24 protein-coding genes are annotated in these 17,575 nt (G+C 70.1%); 7 read left to right on the top strand and 17 right to left on the bottom strand.

What is annotated here, in order from left to right:
• Positions 1–13 precede the first annotated feature (13 nt).
• Complete coding sequence (locus ACTWPV_RS29805; RefSeq protein WP_347646031.1) at positions 14–238, top strand: hypothetical protein; 225 nt, start codon at positions 14–16, stop codon at positions 236–238.
• Positions 239–297: 59 nt separating this feature from the next.
• The gene (locus tag ACTWPV_RS29800) at positions 298–1,491 is read left to right on the top strand and encodes an FxsB family cyclophane-forming radical SAM/SPASM peptide maturase (RefSeq protein ID WP_443154322.1); all 1,194 of its coding nucleotides are present in this window, start codon (positions 298–300) and stop codon (positions 1,489–1,491) included.
• A gap of 213 nt (positions 1,492–1,704) precedes the next feature.
• Here the strand turns inward: ACTWPV_RS29800 and ACTWPV_RS29795 are convergent, their stop codons facing one another.
• The 3 genes from ACTWPV_RS29795 to ACTWPV_RS29785 form a co-directional block, all read right to left on the bottom strand.
• Positions 1,705–1,881, bottom strand: a complete 177-nt coding sequence (locus ACTWPV_RS29795; RefSeq protein WP_443154486.1) for an Imm53 family immunity protein — start codon at positions 1,879–1,881, stop codon at positions 1,705–1,707.
• A 56-nt stretch (positions 1,882–1,937) separates the two neighbouring features.
• A complete protein-coding gene (locus ACTWPV_RS29790; protein WP_443154321.1) occupies positions 1,938–2,177 on the bottom strand; it encodes a hypothetical protein in 240 nt (79 codons plus the stop codon).
• Positions 2,178–2,255: 78 nt separating this feature from the next.
• Positions 2,256–2,612 carry an SMI1/KNR4 family protein gene (locus ACTWPV_RS29785; RefSeq protein WP_443154320.1) on the bottom strand — a complete coding sequence of 119 codons (357 nt, stop codon included), beginning with the start codon at positions 2,610–2,612 and terminating at the stop codon, positions 2,256–2,258.
• Positions 2,613–2,736: 124 nt separating this feature from the next.
• On the opposite strand from ACTWPV_RS29785, the gene ACTWPV_RS29780 reads away from it, so the two are divergent.
• The gene (locus tag ACTWPV_RS29780; protein ID WP_443154319.1) at positions 2,737–3,717 is read left to right on the top strand and encodes a hypothetical protein; all 981 of its coding nucleotides are present in this window, start codon (positions 2,737–2,739) and stop codon (positions 3,715–3,717) included.
• A gap of 82 nt (positions 3,718–3,799) precedes the next feature.
• On the opposite strand, the gene ACTWPV_RS29775 is transcribed toward ACTWPV_RS29780, so the two are convergent.
• Complete coding sequence (locus ACTWPV_RS29775; protein WP_443154318.1) at positions 3,800–4,390, bottom strand: CGNR zinc finger domain-containing protein; 591 nt, start codon at positions 4,388–4,390, stop codon at positions 3,800–3,802.
• Positions 4,391–4,450: 60 nt separating this feature from the next.
• On the opposite strand from ACTWPV_RS29775, the gene ACTWPV_RS29770 reads away from it, so the two are divergent.
• On the top strand, positions 4,451–5,287 hold the full coding sequence (locus tag ACTWPV_RS29770; protein ID WP_347646036.1) for an alpha/beta fold hydrolase: 837 nt from the start codon (positions 4,451–4,453) through the stop codon (positions 5,285–5,287).
• A 43-nt stretch (positions 5,288–5,330) separates the two neighbouring features.
• On the opposite strand, the gene ACTWPV_RS29765 is transcribed toward ACTWPV_RS29770, so the two are convergent.
• From ACTWPV_RS29765 to ACTWPV_RS29755, 3 genes are all read right to left on the bottom strand, one after another.
• Positions 5,331–5,666 (bottom strand): hypothetical protein, encoded by a 336-nt coding sequence (locus tag ACTWPV_RS29765; protein ID WP_443154317.1) that lies wholly within the window; start codon positions 5,664–5,666, stop codon positions 5,331–5,333.
• Between the two features lie 39 nt (positions 5,667–5,705).
• Positions 5,706–7,010, bottom strand: a complete 1,305-nt coding sequence (locus ACTWPV_RS29760; RefSeq protein ID WP_443154316.1) for an MFS transporter — start codon at positions 7,008–7,010, stop codon at positions 5,706–5,708.
• A 159-nt stretch (positions 7,011–7,169) separates the two neighbouring features.
• Positions 7,170–8,060 (bottom strand): NAD-dependent epimerase, encoded by an 891-nt coding sequence (locus ACTWPV_RS29755; protein ID WP_443154315.1) that lies wholly within the window; start codon positions 8,058–8,060, stop codon positions 7,170–7,172.
• 71 nt (positions 8,061–8,131) lie between these two features.
• Here ACTWPV_RS29755 and ACTWPV_RS29750 point away from each other — a divergent pair, with 71 nt between their 5' ends.
• Positions 8,132–9,067, top strand: a complete 936-nt coding sequence (locus ACTWPV_RS29750) for a GlxA family transcriptional regulator (RefSeq protein WP_443154314.1) — start codon at positions 8,132–8,134, stop codon at positions 9,065–9,067.
• Between the two features lie 7 nt (positions 9,068–9,074).
• Entirely contained in the window at positions 9,075–9,491 is a 417-nt protein-coding gene (locus ACTWPV_RS29745; RefSeq protein WP_347646041.1) for a TIGR03668 family PPOX class F420-dependent oxidoreductase, read from the top strand.
• Positions 9,492–9,514: 23 nt separating this feature from the next.
• Here ACTWPV_RS29745 and ACTWPV_RS29740 read toward each other — a convergent pair whose 3' ends face one another.
• Genes ACTWPV_RS29740 through ACTWPV_RS29725 form a run of 4 tightly spaced genes read right to left on the bottom strand, consistent with a single transcriptional unit; the run spans position 9,515 to position 11,323 of the window.
• Positions 9,515–9,802 (bottom strand): YbaB/EbfC family nucleoid-associated protein, encoded by a 288-nt coding sequence (locus ACTWPV_RS29740; RefSeq protein ID WP_347646042.1) that lies wholly within the window; start codon positions 9,800–9,802, stop codon positions 9,515–9,517.
• A gap of 3 nt (positions 9,803–9,805) precedes the next feature.
• Positions 9,806–10,195, bottom strand: a complete 390-nt coding sequence (locus ACTWPV_RS29735; RefSeq protein ID WP_443154313.1) for a YbaB/EbfC family nucleoid-associated protein — start codon at positions 10,193–10,195, stop codon at positions 9,806–9,808.
• Complete coding sequence (locus ACTWPV_RS29730) at positions 10,192–11,034, bottom strand: hypothetical protein (RefSeq protein ID WP_443154312.1); 843 nt, start codon at positions 11,032–11,034, stop codon at positions 10,192–10,194. The genes ACTWPV_RS29735 and ACTWPV_RS29730 overlap by 4 nt, the downstream gene beginning before the upstream one ends.
• 10 nt (positions 11,035–11,044) lie before the next feature.
• Positions 11,045–11,323: a hypothetical protein gene (locus tag ACTWPV_RS29725; protein ID WP_443154311.1), complete on the bottom strand. Its 279-nt coding sequence runs from the start codon at positions 11,321–11,323 to the stop codon at positions 11,045–11,047.
• A gap of 49 nt (positions 11,324–11,372) precedes the next feature.
• On the opposite strand from ACTWPV_RS29725, the gene ACTWPV_RS29720 reads away from it, so the two are divergent.
• Positions 11,373–11,588, top strand: coding sequence for a hypothetical protein (locus tag ACTWPV_RS29720; protein ID WP_443154310.1), 216 nt, complete (start codon positions 11,373–11,375; stop codon positions 11,586–11,588).
• Positions 11,589–12,019: 431 nt separating this feature from the next.
• Here ACTWPV_RS29720 and ACTWPV_RS29715 read toward each other — a convergent pair whose 3' ends face one another.
• From ACTWPV_RS29715 to ACTWPV_RS29690, 6 genes are all read right to left on the bottom strand, one after another.
• Positions 12,020–12,580 carry a fasciclin domain-containing protein gene (locus ACTWPV_RS29715; RefSeq protein WP_347646046.1) on the bottom strand — a complete coding sequence of 187 codons (561 nt, stop codon included), beginning with the start codon at positions 12,578–12,580 and terminating at the stop codon, positions 12,020–12,022.
• A 253-nt stretch (positions 12,581–12,833) separates the two neighbouring features.
• Positions 12,834–13,976 (bottom strand): aspartyl protease family protein, encoded by a 1,143-nt coding sequence (locus ACTWPV_RS29710; protein ID WP_443154309.1) that lies wholly within the window; start codon positions 13,974–13,976, stop codon positions 12,834–12,836.
• 81 nt (positions 13,977–14,057) lie between these two features.
• On the bottom strand, positions 14,058–14,393 hold the full coding sequence (locus ACTWPV_RS29705) for a VOC family protein (protein ID WP_443154485.1): 336 nt from the start codon (positions 14,391–14,393) through the stop codon (positions 14,058–14,060).
• Positions 14,394–14,447: 54 nt separating this feature from the next.
• Positions 14,448–14,825 carry a VOC family protein gene (locus tag ACTWPV_RS29700; RefSeq protein ID WP_347646049.1) on the bottom strand — a complete coding sequence of 126 codons (378 nt, stop codon included), beginning with the start codon at positions 14,823–14,825 and terminating at the stop codon, positions 14,448–14,450.
• Between the two features lie 152 nt (positions 14,826–14,977).
• A complete protein-coding gene (locus tag ACTWPV_RS29695) occupies positions 14,978–15,985 on the bottom strand; it encodes a S1 family peptidase (RefSeq protein ID WP_443154308.1) in 1,008 nt (335 codons plus the stop codon).
• A 304-nt stretch (positions 15,986–16,289) separates the two neighbouring features.
• On the bottom strand, positions 16,290–17,447 hold the full coding sequence (locus ACTWPV_RS29690) for an MFS transporter (RefSeq protein ID WP_443154307.1): 1,158 nt from the start codon (positions 17,445–17,447) through the stop codon (positions 16,290–16,292).
• Between the last annotated feature and the right edge of the window lie 128 nt (positions 17,448–17,575).

The raw sequence follows: 17,575 nt of genomic DNA, 5'->3' as shown, positions 1-17,575 counted from the left end.
AAGGAGGATTCCCATGGACGCTACACACGCCGAGAGTCACAACACGCGGATCGTGGTTGCGCTGGCAGCCGCGGCGTCGCTCGCGCTCGCACCGCAGGCCCCGCTGATCGCGCAGGCCGTGACCGAGACCGCGGCCGAGGCCGTCTCGACCGCCTCCTCCGTCCTGGACAACGCGCTGGCCATCCGCGCGGGCGCCGAGCCCGAGGCCAAGATCCTCGCTGGCAGGCACAACCGGTAGGTCCAGAAGAGAGCGGGCGCGGCTGACCACCGCGCCCGTCCAGCGTCGAAGGGACCCTGATGATGTGGCCCACCGAGGAGTGGAGCGCGGCTGCCCGCGACAGCGGGGCCTGGCGACCGGCGCCGTTCCAGCAGTTCTCGCTCAAGCTGCACGGCTGGTGCAACCTGGCCTGCGACTACTGCTACGTCTACGAGATGGCCGACCAGTCGTGGCGGGACCGTCCGCGAAAAATGGACCCAGCCACGGTGGAGCGCGCCGCATTCCGCATCGCGGAGCACGTGGTCGCGCATGGCGTCGAGTACGTCAACGTCGTCTTCCACGGCGGTGAGCCGCTGCTGGCTGGACGCGAAGCCGTCGCCCATGCCGCACGCAGCGTCCGCGCCGCGCTCCCGTCCGGAACCGAGCTCAGCTTCCGGCTGCAGACGAACGGCACGCTGCTGACCGACGAGGTGCTGGACGTGCTGCTGGCCGAGGGTATCGCGGTCGGCGTCAGCCTCGATGGGGACGCGCGGGCGCAAGACAGGCACCGCCGCTACACCGGCGGCCGTGGAAGCCACGCCGAGGTGACCGCTGGGCTGCGGCGGCTGCGGGCCGAGCCGTACCGGGAGTTGTTCTCGCACCTGTACTGCGTGGTCGATGTGGCGAACGATCCGGTGCAGGTGTACGAGTCGCTGCTGGAGTTCGGGCCGCCCGTCGTCGACTTTCTGCTGCCGGACGGCACCTGGTCCACGCCGCCGCCACTGCGCGCGGCCGGGGTGGAGGCGACGCCGTACGCGGACTGGCTGATCGCCGTGTTCGAGCGCTGGTACGGCGCGCCCCAGCAGGAGACGGGTGTGCGGTTGTTCGAGTCGATCATCCAGCTGGTGCTCGGTGGGCAAAGCAGGGTGGACTCCGTGGGGCTGGCGCCGAACGTGCTGGTCGTGGTGGAGACCGACGGGACCATCGAGCAGGTGGACACGCTGAAGTCGGGGTACGAGGGTGCTGCCGGGACTGGGCTGAATGTCTTCGACCATCCCTTCGACCGGGCGCTGGAGCACCCAGGCATGGCGGCACGTCAGGCGGGGGCGGCCGCGCTGTGCGAGACCTGCGTGAGCTGTCCGGTGGCGAGGGTGTGCGGCGGAGGTTACTACGCCCACCGCTACCGCGAGGGCACCGGGTACCTCAATCCGTCGGTGTACTGCCCGGACCTGTTCAAGCTGATAACGCACATCCATGAGCGGGTCCAGGCAGATCTGCGGCTACGCGCTTCCTGAACTTTGAAGAGCGAACCCGGACGAGTCGTGGAAACACGTCCTCATGGCCCGCCGCGTGTACGGCTCCCAGGTGTGCGTGTCCGTTCTCTTTCGGTGGTGCGGCGGCGGGACCTGCCGAATGGGAGCACCGCCGCGCCTGCTCAGGGGGTGTAACGGTCACACCGCCGGCGCCCCGGCTTCCGTCGCTGTCGCGCGCCATACTCCGTGGGTGCATCAGTCAGGGGTGATACCGGCGAAGTCGCGAAATGGTACCAGCAGCTCACCGAGGTTCAGAGGTCCGCAGACTCCTTCGAAGTGGATCCCGTCGCTGCAGGCGTGTACCCAGTCGTCCTCGGTGCGTTCCGCTACCTGGCGGTCCAGCGAGGCTCCGGCGAGAGGCGTGTCGACCAGGTCGATCTTTCAGCCGGTTAGGAGCCCTGTCCTTGGAACTTCTTGGCCCTGAGCCGTCAGCCATCGGACTGGTGACGGCGCTCCCAGGTGCCGGCCTTCCTGCCTTTCACCCAGACGGGTGGCACCCACATGCACGGTTCATCCTCCTCTCCGCTGGGGCTCACCGCGCTCCCTGTGTTGTCTTGCGACGAGTTCTCGAAGTAACCGTCATAGAAGGGCTCGGGGAAGTCGCGGCCGATCGACTCCGCGAGCCACGAAGCGAAGGTGATGTCCTGAGGAAAAAGCGCATGATCCAAGCAGCACGCGTTGGGATCCCATCCCCACATCGCGCCCTCAGGATCACGGCAATCCACCAGTGACGCGATCGCACACCCTCAGTCCAACAACTGGATCATGCCTGCCCGTCGTCCGTGGGACGCGGTGCGAAACGCCTCAGCCGATTCGGTGATGTCCGCGAAGATGTCGCTGCTCCAGAAGTCGTGACCCCGTACGCCGATGATGCCACCTCGAGGTCCGAAACCTCCGTTTCCCACCTCCAGATACAACCGCCGTAGCAGCGAAGGGAGCGGGTATCCAATGGCCGCTTCAGCCTCAGCGACCGCCTCGGACGAGGCCACCGGCAGGACATCTGGCCCAGCGCCGGACCGTATCGCTTCGAAGATCTCACCCTCGGTCATGATCTGCACTCCGCCTGCGGGGATCGTTGGAGGACGAGCCTGAAGTACGTTCATGTCCATAAGGCTGCATCCTGCCGGCTTCGGCCGACACTGACCTTGCCCGGAACGCGCCAACTCGGAGCCGGTGGGAGCCGAGCGTAGTTGGACAGCTACCCCGGAGAGCTGGCACGGTGTCCTGATGAATTTTGTCAGGGGATTTGTCGCGAGTTTGTTAGTTCTGGTCGGGTGTCTCGTGGCGATCACCGCCGTACCTGTGCGGTGGGCCGATGGTCAGCTGCAGACCGATGCGTACGGAACCACGGTGGCTCCGCTCCTGCAGGATCGGGAGCTGCAACGCCTGTTGGCCAACGCCGCGTTCGACGCGGCCGACGAGAAGGGTTACGCGGTTCCGCCCCGGTGGAAGGACCGCGTGCACACCCAGATGGCCACCATTCTCGCGACCCCGGAGGCGCGGCAGATCTGGCTGGACGCGAACCTGGCGGCGCGTGACCTCGTGGTGGACGGCACCGGCACCAAGATCGTGGTGGACACCGGCGACCTGATCGATTACGTGCGCAAGCGACTCAGGGCCCACGGCATCACCCTGCCGCGGGCGCCGGCTGAGGCGGACACCCGGCTCACGCTGGTCGACTCGCCGCAGATCGCTCAGGCCCGGGAGTCCGTCAACCAGCTCGGGACGCTGGCCGGCGTGCTGCCGGTTGCCGCGCTCGGCGTACTGGGGCTCGCCATCCTGAGCGCGCGGCGGCGGTTCGTGACGTTGGCTGCGGCCGGCTGCGCGGTCGCGCTCGGCATGGGTGGTGCGATGGTCGCGCTGGACGTCGGCAAGGATCAGCTGCTCGGCAACAGCGCGGTCGCGGCCGACGAGGTGACCGGCACACTGGTCGCGGCGGTCTACGAGGCGTTCGGGAATTCGTTGCGCGCGGATCTGTTCGGCGTTCTCATCGCGGCGGTCGTCCTCGGCGTGGCGGGCGTGGCGGGGGCGATCGTGGTCCCGCTGCTTCGCCGGCGTTCCGGCGCGGCGCAGCGGCCAGACGGACCATGGGAGGACGGCGCCCCCATGCAGCCGGGGTACGAGCAGCCGTACGCGCAACAGCGGCACCAGCAGGCACCCTATGAGTCGCAACGGCCGTACTCGGAGCCGGGCCGGGGACGGCCGTAGTCCTGACGCGCGATGCCGCGCCCGCTCGATCCTCCGGCGAATAGCGATCTTCGCGGTTGGGAGCCCCTCGTTGGTGTCCCGCTCAGCCGGAGCGGGGGCCGGCGGCCGGGCGGCGGGCGCGGTGGTTGGCGACGTTGACGCGGTTGCCGCAGAGGTCGGGCGTGCAGTAGCGGCGGCGTCCCGCGCGGCTGGTGTCGACGAACATGCCGTCGCACGTAGGGGAGGCGCAGTGGCGGAAGCGGTCGTGGCTCAGGGTCCGCAGGACGGCGAGCAGGCCCACGCCTATGAGTACGGCCAGCTCGTCGGCGACGGAGGCCTGCGGGGTGGTCGCGACGTACCACTGCCATCTGCCGTCGGCGTCACGGTTGAGGCCCGGAGCGGTGCCCGCTCTTCTGGCGAGCGTGGTGGCCAGGAGCGCGGCGTGCTCCTCGGCGGTGGCCTCGAGGACGGCGCGGACCTCATGGCGGAGAGCGAGCACCTGGTCGAGGTCGTCGCGGGACGGGGTGCGGCCGGCGGCCAGGGCGTCGGGGTGGAGGTCGTGCTCGGCCAGGAACCGGGAGAGCGCGGCCGGATCGGGCAGCAGCTCGCCCGCGCTCTGGACTGCCGGTGAGGTGTTGACCAGGTCTGTCGCCACCCCGGCCGCCCACGCGTAACCGGTAAAAGTTGCCTTCAAGCCTTACATCTCCTACTGTAACCGGAATAAGCCAATTATACCCCTTACAGGAGGAGTGGCATGAGCGCGCACACCGAGTCCGGCACATGGCAGCTTCGTCACCGGGTCCGCGTGTCCGGCGGTGAGGTCGCCACCGACGTCTTCGGCCAGGGATCACCCGTGATCCTCATCCACGGCACCCCCGCCTCCTCCTTCCTGTGGCGCGAGGTCGCTCCCATCCTGGCCCGCGAGCACGCCGTACACGTGTGGGACCTGCTCGGATACGGCGACTCCCAGCCGGGTCCGGGTGTCGTCCCGTCCATCGACCTGCAGGCCCGCACGCTCGCCGAGCTCGTCGGGCACTGGGACCTCGACGCCCCCGCCCTGGTCGGGCACGACATCGGCGGGGCCACCGCCCTCCGCGCCCACCTGGTGCACGGGATGCCCGTCCGCCGCCTCGCGCTCCTGGACGCCGCCGTCCTCGGAGCGTGGCTGACGCCGTTCACCCACCACATGCGGACCCACGCCGACGTCTACCGCACGATGCCCGCGCACGTCTTCGCCGACATCATCCGCCCGCGCCTGCACACCGCCACCCACCGGCCCATGTCCGAGGCCGTCGCGAGCTCCTACCTGGCCCCCTGGGACGGAGCCGCCGGGCAGCAGCGCTGGATCGATCAGGTCGCGGCGGTGAGCGACGACGACACCAGGGACATCGAGGACCGGCTGCCCGAGATCACCGTTCCGACCCAGGTCCTGTGGGGGGAGAACGACCAGTGGCTTCCCCCTGCCACCGCCGCCCGCCTCGCCGCCGCGATCCCCGGCGCCGGCCTGACCATGATCCCGGACGCGGGCCACTTCCTTCCCGAGGACAGCCCGTACGACACCGCGCAGGCGCTCCTGCGGTTCCTCGGCTGACGGCCGAAGAGCAGACAGGCGCGCACGTCAGCCGGCGCGCGGGTCAGCTGGCGAACCGCTGCGCCCGGTCGCGGGCCCAGCGCGCGGCCTGGGTGGCCTGGTCACCGGTGATGGGGGAGCCGGGCATACCGCCCAGCCGCTCCGTCAGGTCGGCGAAGCGTACATATGCCTGCTGGGCGTGTTCGCGGCAGGCGAGGCAGGTGACGCTTTCCGGATGCAGCGAGGTCATCGCGCTGGACACCTGGATGCCGCAGCCGGTGGTGACGACCCCAGGCGCGTCAGGTGCGCGGCCCAGCGTCGATGCGATCACGTTGCGGAAGTCGGCGCCGGCCTCCAGCACCTTCCGGTCGACATGGATGTGCGGATCGGTCTCGCTCATTCGCGCCCGCGCCTCCGTCCGGGTCGTCCCCGAACCAGACTAGTGCGCTGCCCCTTCATCGGTCGCCTTGGTGTCCGGTGCGCCGTCCCGGGCGGTGTCCGTAGGCCCGGACGTTCGGCGCTCCTGAGGCAGGCGATGCTCGAGGCGCAGCATCAGCGCCGCGCCCAGCGCGGCGAGAAGGCCCACGGCGAGCCAGGGGAGCAGCCGATTCTGGCCGAAGAGCAGGCCGAAGAGGCCGGGGGCGAGGATGTTGGCGGCAGCGAAGGAGTACTGGAACGCCGCCAGGTAGGTCCCCCTGGACCCTGGCGGTGCGGCCTCGGCGGCGAGCGCGTTCGACGCGGGTCCGTACACCATCTCGGCGGCCGTGTAGCACAACACCACCGCCACCAGGTAAGGCACCAGCGCCTCGGACGGCAGCAGCACGGCGGCCGCGGACGCGGCGCACCACAGCGTCCACAGCACCCCGGCCCACGCCATGGCGCGGGGACGGGTGCAGCGGCGACGGACGAACCGGGTGAGGGCGGTTGTACAGGTGGCCAGCAGCAGGGTGTTCAGGGCCAGCAGCGGCCCGGACACCCAGCTCGGTCCTGACAGGCCCTGGACGACGTAGACGGGCAACGACAGGGCGAGGAACGAGCTGCACAACGCGAAGATCGTGGACGTCGCGATCAGAGCGAGGTAGGGGCGGTCCCGCAGCAGCGCCCGGTGGCCGGAGGGGCCCTGGACCGGGGCCTGGACGTGTGGTGTGGACGGCACCGCGAACACGACCAGCAGCGCGGCGGCCAGGAACGCCAGCGCGCTGCCGAGAACCAGCCCGTCGTGGACGCGCGCGGAGTCGACGGCGAGCACCGCGCCCGCGAGCAGCGCTCCACCGCCGGCCCCCGCCTCCCGGATCATCCCCGTCCTCGCGAACCAGTGGTCCGTGGCCTCGCTCCCCTCGGCGTCCGCCTGGTCGGCGACGAGCGTGAAGACGGAGGACCAGTAGACCCGCAGGCCGACCCCCGTCATCAGGACGGCGACCACCAGGGAGGCCGCTCCGGAGACCGTCAGGTAGAGCAGGAAGCCGAACCCTTGCAGCGCCTGACCGCCGGCGACCACCATCCGCGGCCCGAACCGGTCGACCAGCCAGCCGACGACTATCGGCACCGGCAGGGTCAGGGCGGTGGTCACGCTGACGAGGACACCGATCGTCGCCAGGTCCAGGTCGGTGACTTCGAGGAAGTACAGCAGCGACAGCGGGAGATACAGGCCCGTGCCCAGCGCGTCGATCGCCACCGCCAGCAGGAGCGGCCAGCGCCTCCGTCCGTTCCGTGTCGTGCCGTCGTCGGCTGCTGCCTGTGCCACGCCCTGCACCGCCCTGTGTACCGCTCCCGCTTGAAGCCGTGGTCATCCAACACGGCCGCTGACGGTTCCTCAACTCCTTTTGTGTGGTTTGCGGCGGGCATGGTCCGTGCGGCGACCTCGTGTTCCGGCGCCCGCTCACCTCACCGACCGGCGGCCGCGTCAGATCAGTTCGCGGAGCACGTCGTCGACCGGTGTGGTACTCACTCCCAGGACCTTCTCAGTCTCGGAGTGGTCGACGACGAACGGGTGGCCCGGCTTGATCAGCACCTCGTGCAATTCCGCCCAGAACGGATCGTTCAGCGCGAGCAGGGTCAGGTCGCGTTCGGTCAGCTCTTCCAGGCGCGGCCGCGGCGCCCCGGCGAGTTCGGCGAGCCGGCCGGCCAGGTCCCGCACCGACAGGGTGGAGGTGGGCGCGTGCCACGCCCGCCCGTACGCCTGCTCGTCGCGGGCGGCGGCGACCAGCGTACGCGCGGTGTCGCCGATCGCCGAGTAGCTGTGCGGCACGTCGGGTTCCTGCGGCACGAGGGCGAGCCGGCCTTCGAGCACCGGGCGCTGCACCATGAGGCTGAACACCGAGAAGGCGCCGGCGCCGTAGAACTGGCCGGCCCGCACCTCGGTGACCCTCACCCCCGAGGCGGCGGCCTCCTCCCACACCCGCGCCCTGGCCCGTCCCTTGGGTCCGGTGGCGGCCAGCGGGAAGTCGGGTCTGATCGGCTGGTCCACCGGCCCGTAGCCGTACAGGTTGCCGAGCATGACGTAGGCGGGTCCGGTCCGCTTGACCGCGGTGAGCAGCGACGCCGACAGGATGGGGAACTGCTCCGGCCACGTGTGGTACGGCGGCGCGGCGGTGGTGAACAGGGTGTCCGCCCCTTCCGCCAGCCGGGTGAGCCGGTCAGTGTCGGTGGCGTCCGCGGCGACCCTCTCGACGAGGCGGTGCTCGGGCCCTCCGCCGGTGCGGCTGATCATTCGTACGCGCTCGCCGTCGCCGGCCAGGTGCAGGGCGGTCCTGGTCGCGGTGGCCCCGCGACCCACGATCACATGAAAGGTCATGCGGACCACGATGCCGATCGGCGACTTCATGGCATAGTGGCCGGAATGCCGATATTCCGGAGGATCTGGCCATGCACCGCATCGCCGCAGTCGTCGTGCCCCCCGTGCTGAGTTTCGACGTCTCGATCCCGCTCATGGTGTTCAACAGCGTTCCGCACTATGACGTGCGTATCTGTACGGCAAACCCCGGCCCGCTGGCGACCGTCGGAGGCCCGGACATCGTGGTGCCGTACGGGCTGGACGCGGTGGAGGGCGCCGACACGGTGATCGCCGTCGGCAGCGGCGGCGAACAGGCTCCCTCCGAGACGCTCGACGCCCTGCGGAAAGCCGCGGCCGGCGGCACGCGCATCGCCTCCCTGTGCACGGGCGCGTTCGTCCTGGCCCAGGCCGGCCTGCTGGACGGGCGCCGCGCCACCACCCACTGGAACCTGGCCGGCGACCTCGCCGCCCGTTTCCCGTCGGTCGAGGTGCAACCCGACCTGCTCTTCGTCGAGGACGGCGGCATCTACACCTCGGCGGGCGCGGCCGCCGCCATCGACCTGTGCCTCCATCTGGTCAGGGCCGACTACGGCGCCGCGGTGGCCAACACGGCCGCCCGGCTCGCCGTCGTCCCTCCCGTGCGGCCAGGCGGCCAGTCCCAGTACATCGAGACGCCGATGCCCGCCGAGCACGGCACCTCGCTCGCCGCCACCCGAGCCTGGGCGCTCGAGCGCCTCGACCGCCCGCTCTCCCTGGCCGACCTGGCCGGTCACGCGAGGATGAGCGTGCGGACCCTGACCAGGCGGTTCCACACGGAGACCGGGATGAGCCCGCTCCAGTGGCTGCTGCACCGGCGCATCGACCGTGCCAGGGAACTCCTGGAGACCACCCGGCTGCACATGGATCAGGTGGCCGCGCGGAGCGGGCTGGGCAGCGCCGATTCCCTCCGCAAGCACATGGTCGGCCGGGTCGGGCTCACCCCCACGGCCTACCGCGCGAGCTTCACCCAGGTGCCCGCGGGTACGTAGGCAAGGCATGGACCCCGATCGTGCCCGTGCTCTGTTCGCCGGCGAGCGGGTCGCCCGCCTGGCCACGGTGGGTGGCGACGGTGTCCCCCATCTGGTGCCCGTCACGTTCGCCGTGTCGGGCGACGTCGTCGCGACCGCCGTCGATCACAAACCGAAGTCGGCCACCCGCCTGCGGCGGCTGCGCAACATCGAGGAGAACCCCTCCACCTGCCTCCTGGCCGACCGCTACGACGACGAGGAGTGGGCGCGGTTGTGGTGGGTGCGCGCCGACGGCCGGGCCCGTGTCGTGTCCGGCGGACCGGATCACGACCGGGCGATCGACGACCTCGTCACCAAGTACGCGCAGTATCGCGAGCGACGCCCGCGCGGGCCGGTGATCCTCGTGTACGTGAGCCGATGGTCCGGCTGGGCTTCTGCAGAATAGCCGGGGCGGATGCACTCGGTCCCTTACCGCCCGAGGTCGGCGAGGAACTTGTCCCGGGCGGCCGCCGCGGCCTCCTCGGCCGTGGTGATCGCTGCGAAGATGGCGTCGGCCAGGTTCGCCGCGTCCAGCTTTCTCCTGCTCCGTGGTGAGATCTCCAGCCGGGTGAGGACGCCGAGCGCGTCGGTGACGGCCACGATGCCGCCACGGTCGGCGCGGCCCGTGAACTCGGCGGCCGTCCACTCCTCCACCCTGGCCTCCGCCCGTTCGGCGGCGGCGATCAGCGCATCGAGCCGTGCCTGCGCCTCCTCCATCGATCACTCTCCCCGAAGGACGTCGCGGATGTGGCCAGCGAGCGGGTCTGCGGGCACCGCGGTGTCCGAGGGACTGCCCGCGAGGGTCTGGACGACCTCGGTCAGCCGCTCGTCCATCGCGAGGTGGGCGGCGACGATCGCCTCGCGGACGGCCTGGGCGAGCTGCTCGTGGTCGAGGGCGCGCAGACAGCGCGGGTCGATGGACAACTTGCGCAGGCGGCCGGTGCCGGACACTTCGACGCGGACGGTGGCGGACGGGTCGGCGCCCGCCAGGCGCTCCTCTTCCAGCTCGCCCAGCGCCCCGGTCACGGCGCGGGCCCAGCCCTCGGTCTCGCGCAGCAGCCCGGCGACGTCGTCCTGCCAGCCTGAGGAGAACGCGTCTGCGTGCCTCATGAGGCCTCCCCGCCGACGGGGATCCAGTAGTCGTCCACCATGGACGGATCCTCGATGTTGGGCGTGAGGTGAAGGTCGCGTGCACCCATGTCCGGGTTCCCGGAGCGGTAGAAGGCGCCCCTCACATCGTTGAGCTTGAGTTCCAGCTTGTTGAGCTCGCCCTCGTAGGAGTTGTACACGTCGGCGAACTGCTTGACCAGGTTGCCGGCCGCGCTCATGAACAGGCCGACCTGGGCCATCAGGGCGACCTTCCCCACGGGGTGCGCGCTCATGGCGGCCACGCTGCGCAGGATGGGAGCCGAGGTGGCGTAGAGCCCGAACACCGACAGGTCGTACCCCAGCACCTGCTTGTACTGGCCGTGCATGGTGCCGCTCATCGCTTCGGAGACCTTGGCCAGCTGGCCGTACAGGCCGTTGATGTTGAACCGCACGTATTGCTGGAGAGTTTCCACCGCCGCGCCCTTCCAGTTGGGCGAGATGTCGTCGAAGTAGGAGCGCCACAGGTCGGACCGGCTGGCCTCCAGCAGCCCGGCCATCTCCTTCCACTGCTCGCGGCGGTCGTAGAAGAGGAACGGGTTGCCCAGGTTGAGGGTGGCCGCCACGTCCAGGGCGAGCGCGGCGACGCCGATCCCCGACATCGCCATCGCCGCCCTGGTGGACTGGCGCAGCGGGTTCAGCTGCGTGATCAGCCGCTTGTAGAAGCCGGGGTCGGTGCGCCCCGGAGCGACCGTGACGGTCCGTTGCACCGTTCCGCGGGCGTTGGCGACGTGGAGTTGCTGGTTGGCCGTCGGCGTGCTCTGGCCGGGCAGGATCAGCTTCGGCGGTTCGCCGGTCGACATCGTGCCCCTCTCACTTGATGGTGCCGGCCCGCTCGGCGGCGACGTAGTTGTCAGCGGCCCTGGAGACCTTGCCGCTGTCGGTGTGCAGCACTTCGGAGAGGATGCCGGCGCTGTCCTTCCAGGTGTCGGTGATCGTGTTGAACCGGCTGACGAACCTCAGCCCGACGATGGGCATGCCGGCCAGAGGGATGAGGCTCGAGCCCTCGAAGCGGGGGGTCGCCTCCTTGACCGTGTCGACCCCGGTGGCTGACATGTCCATGATGCCGGCGAACTTGCGTACGTGGCTCACGCCGGTCTCGTAGCCGTCCTGGGATCCGCCCGAGGTGTCCGGGGCCTGCGTGGGCTCGGGGGTGGCGGCCGGCGTCGGCGTGGTGCGCAGGCTCGACGGGAGGCAGACGGGCGGAGGGCACGCGGGAGCGTGCGGGCACGGGCTCACCAGAGACTCCGAAGGGCTGGGTGTTCCGGGTGTGGCCGCCGGAGGCGTCGTAGCCGGTTGGTCCGTTGCCGTCGGCGGCGTGGTGGGCGGCGTGGTGGGCGGCTGCGTCGAGGGCTGAGTCGGGGGCTGAGTCGGCGTGGTGGTCGCTGACGGCGTGGGGGCCGGGTCGGACGCCGACGGGCTCGGAGAGGCGGTCGGCGAACCGCTCGCGGATGGCGTACTGGCCGTGAAAGACGATTCATCGGTCGACACGGGGTCTTTCTATCATCACCGGGTGTCGCCAGACCGCCTGCCCCCATTCTTTTGGCAGCATGTCAAAGACGTTCAGCCGGAATTCACTCCCGCGAGGCCTTGACGACAGCAGATACTCAGGTTCTCTCGGAGTTACCCGACGGGAAATAGCCAGGTCAGTGGTTGATCAGCCTTTTCTTCGTACGGCCGCTCGTGCATTTCGGAGCGGGCAGGGAAACGCCCCGGGTAAGGGCGCGGTCACGAGGGTGGTGGCCTGGCGATCGCGCCCGGTCCGGGGCGTGGATCCGGTGGTGACGGTCACTCGGGCATGAGGACCTTGTCGATGACGTAGATGGTCGCGTTCTTCGTCTGCACGCCGCCGCAGACCAGCTTCGCGTCGTTGATCATGAGGTTCTCGCCCGAGCCCTCGATCTTGAGCTCACCGCCCTCCAGCGACGTCAGGGTGCCTTCCTCCTCGAGGTCGGCGGGCGTCTTCTTGCCCTCCACGACGTGGTAGGTCAGAACCCTGGTGAGCTCTTCGTTGTCGCCCATGAGCTGGTCGCGGGCATCCTGCGGGATGGCCTCGAACGCCTTGTTGTCGGGCGCGAAGATCGTGAGCTCTTCGGCCTGGTCGAGCCGGTCGGCCAGACCCGCCTCCTGTACGGCCTCGTCCAGCGAGGACAGGTCGGGCACCTCGGACAGCGCGGTCGCGGCCGTCTGGTCGGCGAGGCCCGGCAGGCTGCTCTCGAGCGCGGAGCATCCGGGGCCGATCGGGGCGCCTCCCGGCCCTGGCGACGTGCCGGGCGACGTGCCGGGCGACGAATCCGGCGAGGGGACCGGCGAGGAGAGGGCTGGCGAGTGCGCGGATGCGCCGGTCATACCGGCAGTGGAGGCGGTCAGCGCCAAGGCCGCCGCGAGAAGCATTCGTTTCACTGTGTACCCCCGTGTTCTGTGGCGCCGTGCGGGGCGGGGCCCCGGCACGGCGTCGAGGTGCCCGGGTTCGCGACCCGGGTCTCCACTACCAGTGTCGGAGGTCATTGAGCATGTCGGAGTTGCATTTACCCCAAAAGGCACAAAAGGCATAGAACTAAACTTTTGCCATATAAGGGATTTAAACCTCATAAGTAGTTATTCAACGCGACTGTGCCCCGGGCGGGCCGGTGACGTAGAGGCCCATGCCGGTGAAGTCGAACGTGACGGCGAAACGCTTGAGGAACTCGTGGCCGAAGGTCGCGATCGTGTCGAATCCCAGACGGTCGTCGAACAACGGCCCCACGACCCCCGGAATCCCGCGGCCCGTCGCGGCGCCGAGCGCCACCTGGTCCGCGACGATCGGATAGCACGGGCCGCCGCCGCTCCCCGTACGAGGGGTCTCGAACTTCAGGCCACAGAGCGTGGCGAACTTCTCCGAGGTGGTCACCCCGACGCCGGGCTCGCCCGTGGACAGGCAGACCAGGCGCGGGCCGTGGCCGTTGACGCTGCCCACCGTGCACGGGAAACGCCCGCCCGCCAGCCACAGCGGCAGGATCTCCGCGTCATGCCGCGCCGACTCCGCCCTGAACGCCCGCAGCTGCGACCTGCGGCGCAGGACGAGGGCCTGGCGGACGTAGTCGATCGTGGTGAGGAAACGGGAGAAGACGCTCATCCCGATGGTGCCGGACGCGGACACGTCGGCATCGCGCCAGACGACGGGTACGTTGCGCACCTCGATCGATCCCAGCCGGAAGGATCTCGCGACGCCGAGATGCGTCTCCGTGCCGTCCCTGGCACGGGTGGAGGCCACCGCGCGCAGGCGCGCCCGCTCGGCCGCCTCCATAGTGAGGAGCGGCTCCGCCACCGTGTCCAGCAGGAACCTCATCGGCTCCGACCCGTTGACCGACGCCTCCACGGTGGGCAGCGGGTCCAGTTGCTGGAAGACCAGCTTGGTGCTGCGCGGGCCGTACAGGTCGAACGGGGTGTCGCCGGCGGCGGCGTACTGCGCGGCGACCGCGTCCCTCCCGGCGGCCCTGAGCATCGGGACGGCTCGGGCAAGCTTGTACTGGCGTGCGTAGCAGTCCGCCAGCAGCTCCTTGAGCACGTCGTCGCCGGGGGCCAGCTCCACGGCTCTGGCCAGATACTTCTCGGCGGTGATGAACGCGTTCGACAGCAGGGCGATGCGGCCGATCTGCGCGTTGGCGTGGGCATCACCCGGGTCGGTGCGCAGGATGTCCGCGTAGCCGCGGCGAGCCTGCGCGAAATGGCCGGCGCGGAACAGGCTGTCAAGCAAGGTCGGCATGGTCAGACCAGGAGACCAGGCGGCGTGTTTCCAGGGCGTTTCCGGCGGCGGGGGCACCCTTGGGGCGCCCCCGCGCGAGGCCTAGACCTGAATGACCGACAGGACGTTGCCCGCCGGATCCCTGAACCACGCGATCGGCGGGCCCTCCGCGCGGAAAACCCCCTTCTCGTCCATCGGCATGCCCTCGTAACGCTCGAAACGCACTCCCCGCGCCGCGAGCTCCTCCACCGCCTTGTCGATGTCCTCGACCGGGAAGTTGAGAACCGTGAACGAGGCCGGCGTGTGGGCGTCGCCCTTCGGATATACCAGGACGCCGTTGCCGCCCTCGATGTGCAGCGTCAGCATTCCGTGCTCCTCCGAAACCCGGAGCCCGAGCGTGCCGCCGTAGAAACTTCTCGCTGCCGCGACGTCATTCACGGAGAAACCGCTGAACGCCTTCGTCGTGCCGAACACGATAACCGCCCCCTCTCGTCACATCGCCGCGCGGTGCGCCTCGCTGAGCTGGATGATCTGGACGTAGTTGCCGTCGGGATCGATCGCGGTGGCGAACAGGCTGCCGTCGCGGTCCTCCAGCTCGGCCAGCCACGAAACTCCCAGACTCTCCATCCGGGCGACCACGGCGCGGGCATCGGCCACGTCGAAGTTCAGTATCACCCTGCCGGGCTCGGCATTCTTGTCCGCGATGTCCGCCCGCGTGTCGATCAGCAGATGGAAGCCGCCGTACTTCAGCACCCGGATCACGCCGACGTCGGTCTTCTCCTCCGGCTCCAGCGCCGCGGCGTACCAGTCGCGCAGCCGGTCGGGATCGGTGCTCGCGAGCAGCATGCTGTCGAGAACGGGTCGCCTCATGGCCCACTCCTCTGTCGTCGATGTGCCTTACACCACGACAGACCGGCCCGCCGCCAGAAACTCATCGCCGCCGCCGCGACGGTCCTGCGCACGGACCAGAAAGGCGCAGCGCGCCCGCGGCGGCGGGCGCGCTGCGCGTGTTCGCGGGAAGGTCAGCCGGTGCGGAGCGTGAGCCCGTACACGCTGAGGATCTCATTGACCGGCTGGTGGTACGTCGTGCCACCGAAACTGCAGTTGCCCGAGCCGCCGGACGTCACGCCCTGGGCCTGGTTGCCGGAGATGAACGAGCCGCCGGAGTCGCCGGGCTCGGCACAGGCGGACGTGCGGGTGAGGCCGCGTACCGTGCCCTGCGGGTAGGTGACGCTGGCGTTGTGCTGCTGGATGGTGCCGCAGCGCCAGCCGGTGGTGGAGCCGGAGCGGCAGATGGAGGAGCCGACGGAGGCCTGCGAGGAGCCGCGTACGGTCACGGTCGAGCCGCCGGAGCCGCGCACCAACGGCTGCGGGGTGTTGCCGGGCGCGGCGACCCAGGCGTAGTCGTTGCCAGGGAAGGACGAGCCCTGGAAGGTGCCGGTCGGGTTGGTGGTCCTGGAGCCGGCCCGGCCGCAGTGCCCGGCGGTGACGAAGCCGGGGGTGCTGCCTCGCGTGACCGAGAAGCCGACACTGCAGCGGCTCGAGCCGATGTAGTAGGCCGACCCGCCGATGATGTTGATGAACGGCTTCGGCTGCTCAGTCGTCGCCGACACGGTCAGCGCCTCCTTGTCGACGCCCGCGGCGTCGGCGAGGGCCTGCGCGGCCTCCACCGTGGAGGCCTGGACGGAGACGTTGTTGGCGGTCACGTCCACGTACCAGAGGGCGGCACCGGACCTGGCGGTCTCCGGAGCCTGGTCGATCTTCTGAACGATCCCCTCGAGCTCGGCCAGCGTGCGCTTGACGACGACGGGCTGCGCGCCCTGCTCCTCGATGGCGGCGGTCTCGGCGGCGTCGGTGGTGGCGACCATGAGCTTGGAGGCGTCCTTGTTGAGCCAGGCGCCGCCGAACGAGTCGGCACCCAGCTTGCCGCTGAGCGAGGCCTCGGTGGCCGCGGCGCGCTGCTCGTTGGCGAGCCGGGTGATGACCTGCTCCTCGGAAAGGCCGAGGTCGCGTTCGAGTGCGTCGATCACGGGGGGAGGCGCGGAGGGGGGAGCTGATTGCGGTGCCGGCTCAGCGAACGCTGGGCTGAGGGGGGTGGCCAGGCAGGCGGCGAGGATGATGGATCCTGCCACCGCACCGCGTTTACTCAACATGAGCACTCCTCGGTTGGGGGTGCTGTCAAGTTAACGGAGGTTAACGCTTCTCGTCAGATGTCAAACAGGCCCTATTTCGGTGTTATATCCGCGGTTTCGGCCGTGGGCCCGAACCGGCGGCCCTCCGCCCATAAGGCCGTCCCCGGCGGCGAGCAGGGCCGCCGCCGGGGAACGGCCCCGGTCACCGGCGCGCCGGGGCGAGCGCCGTCGAGCGCGCCGTCACCAGGGCGATGAACGCGTACGGCACCACCATGAGGGCGAACGTCAGGCCGTTCGACACGTACGACGACGTCGCCCCGTACGCGGCGTACACGGCGAGCGTGACCACGTTCATGCCCAGACCGGCGACCGACGTCACGGTGGCCCTGGCCGTGCCGGTGATCTGCTCCTGCATCCGCGCGTCCGCCACCACCCCGGCCAGCTGGAACGCCCCGAAGGCCAGGGCGATCAGCACGAACCCGGCCGGGTGCCCGCTCACCGCCCCCGCCGCCATGGCCAGCGCCGCGAGGGCGAGGGTCAGGGCGTACGCGCGGGGCGGCATGTGCCGGGCGCGTCCGGCCAGCAGGCCGCCCGCCGTGGCGCCGACCCAGGTCAGGAGGATGAGCATCGGGATCACGGCCTTGGTCACGCCCGCCTCGATCGCGAGGTAGGGGACGTACTCCTCCAGCGCTCCCCAGATCGCCGTCACGAAGGCGACCAGCAGCACAGCGCGCAGGACCCGGCGATCCGTGCGGACCTCCGTCAGGCCGGCCTTCAGGATCGCCAGGTAACCCTCCTCAGCGCCGTCGCCGCGCGTGCGGTGCTCGGGCAGGGTGAGCGCCGTGGCCGCGCACAGGACGCAGGCCAGCACGCTGGCGACGCCCACGGCCGGATAGCCGCCGGACGCGAGAACGGGCGTGGCCAGGCCGATCGCCGCCGCGGCGGCGACGGTGCCCACGGCGGTGGCCCGGCCCATGACGGCGGTGTAACGGTGCGCCTGGCCGCGGCGCTCCAGCTCCTCGTAGGAGAGGGCCTCGAACGCGCCGGAAACCAGCGCCCCCTCGGCGCCCCACAACACGAAGCCGAGCGCGAACGCCCAGTAGGAAGGGAAGACCAACCACAGGGTGAAACCCAGCCCGGCCAGCAGCGGCCCGAGGAACAGGGTGACGCGCCTGGACAGCCGGTCGGCCCAGGCACCGGACGGGATCTCGAGCACCATGCCCGTCGCCGACCAGATGACGAACAGGGACGAGGTCTCGGCCACGGACAACCCGGTGTCGATGAACAGCAGCGTGTAGACCGGGTAGATCAGCAGGAATTCGCCGAGGAACGCGTAGACGTAGAGTGATGCGACAAGCATGAGGCCTTCCAGGGGGACGAGTAGGGACTCCGAGTGCTTGTCGCCTCGGAGGCCCGCGCGCCCCGCGCCGGCCCCTGGTTATGGATCAATGTCGCCAGATCATGCGAGCCAGTCTAGTGCACCCTCTG

This window comes from Nonomuraea sp. KM88, assembly GCF_052245635.1.
Lineage (GTDB): Bacteria > Actinomycetota > Actinomycetes > Streptosporangiales > Streptosporangiaceae > Nonomuraea.
The sequence above is the reverse complement of the archived record's forward strand: the minus strand, read 5'-3'. Positions and strand labels throughout refer to the sequence as shown.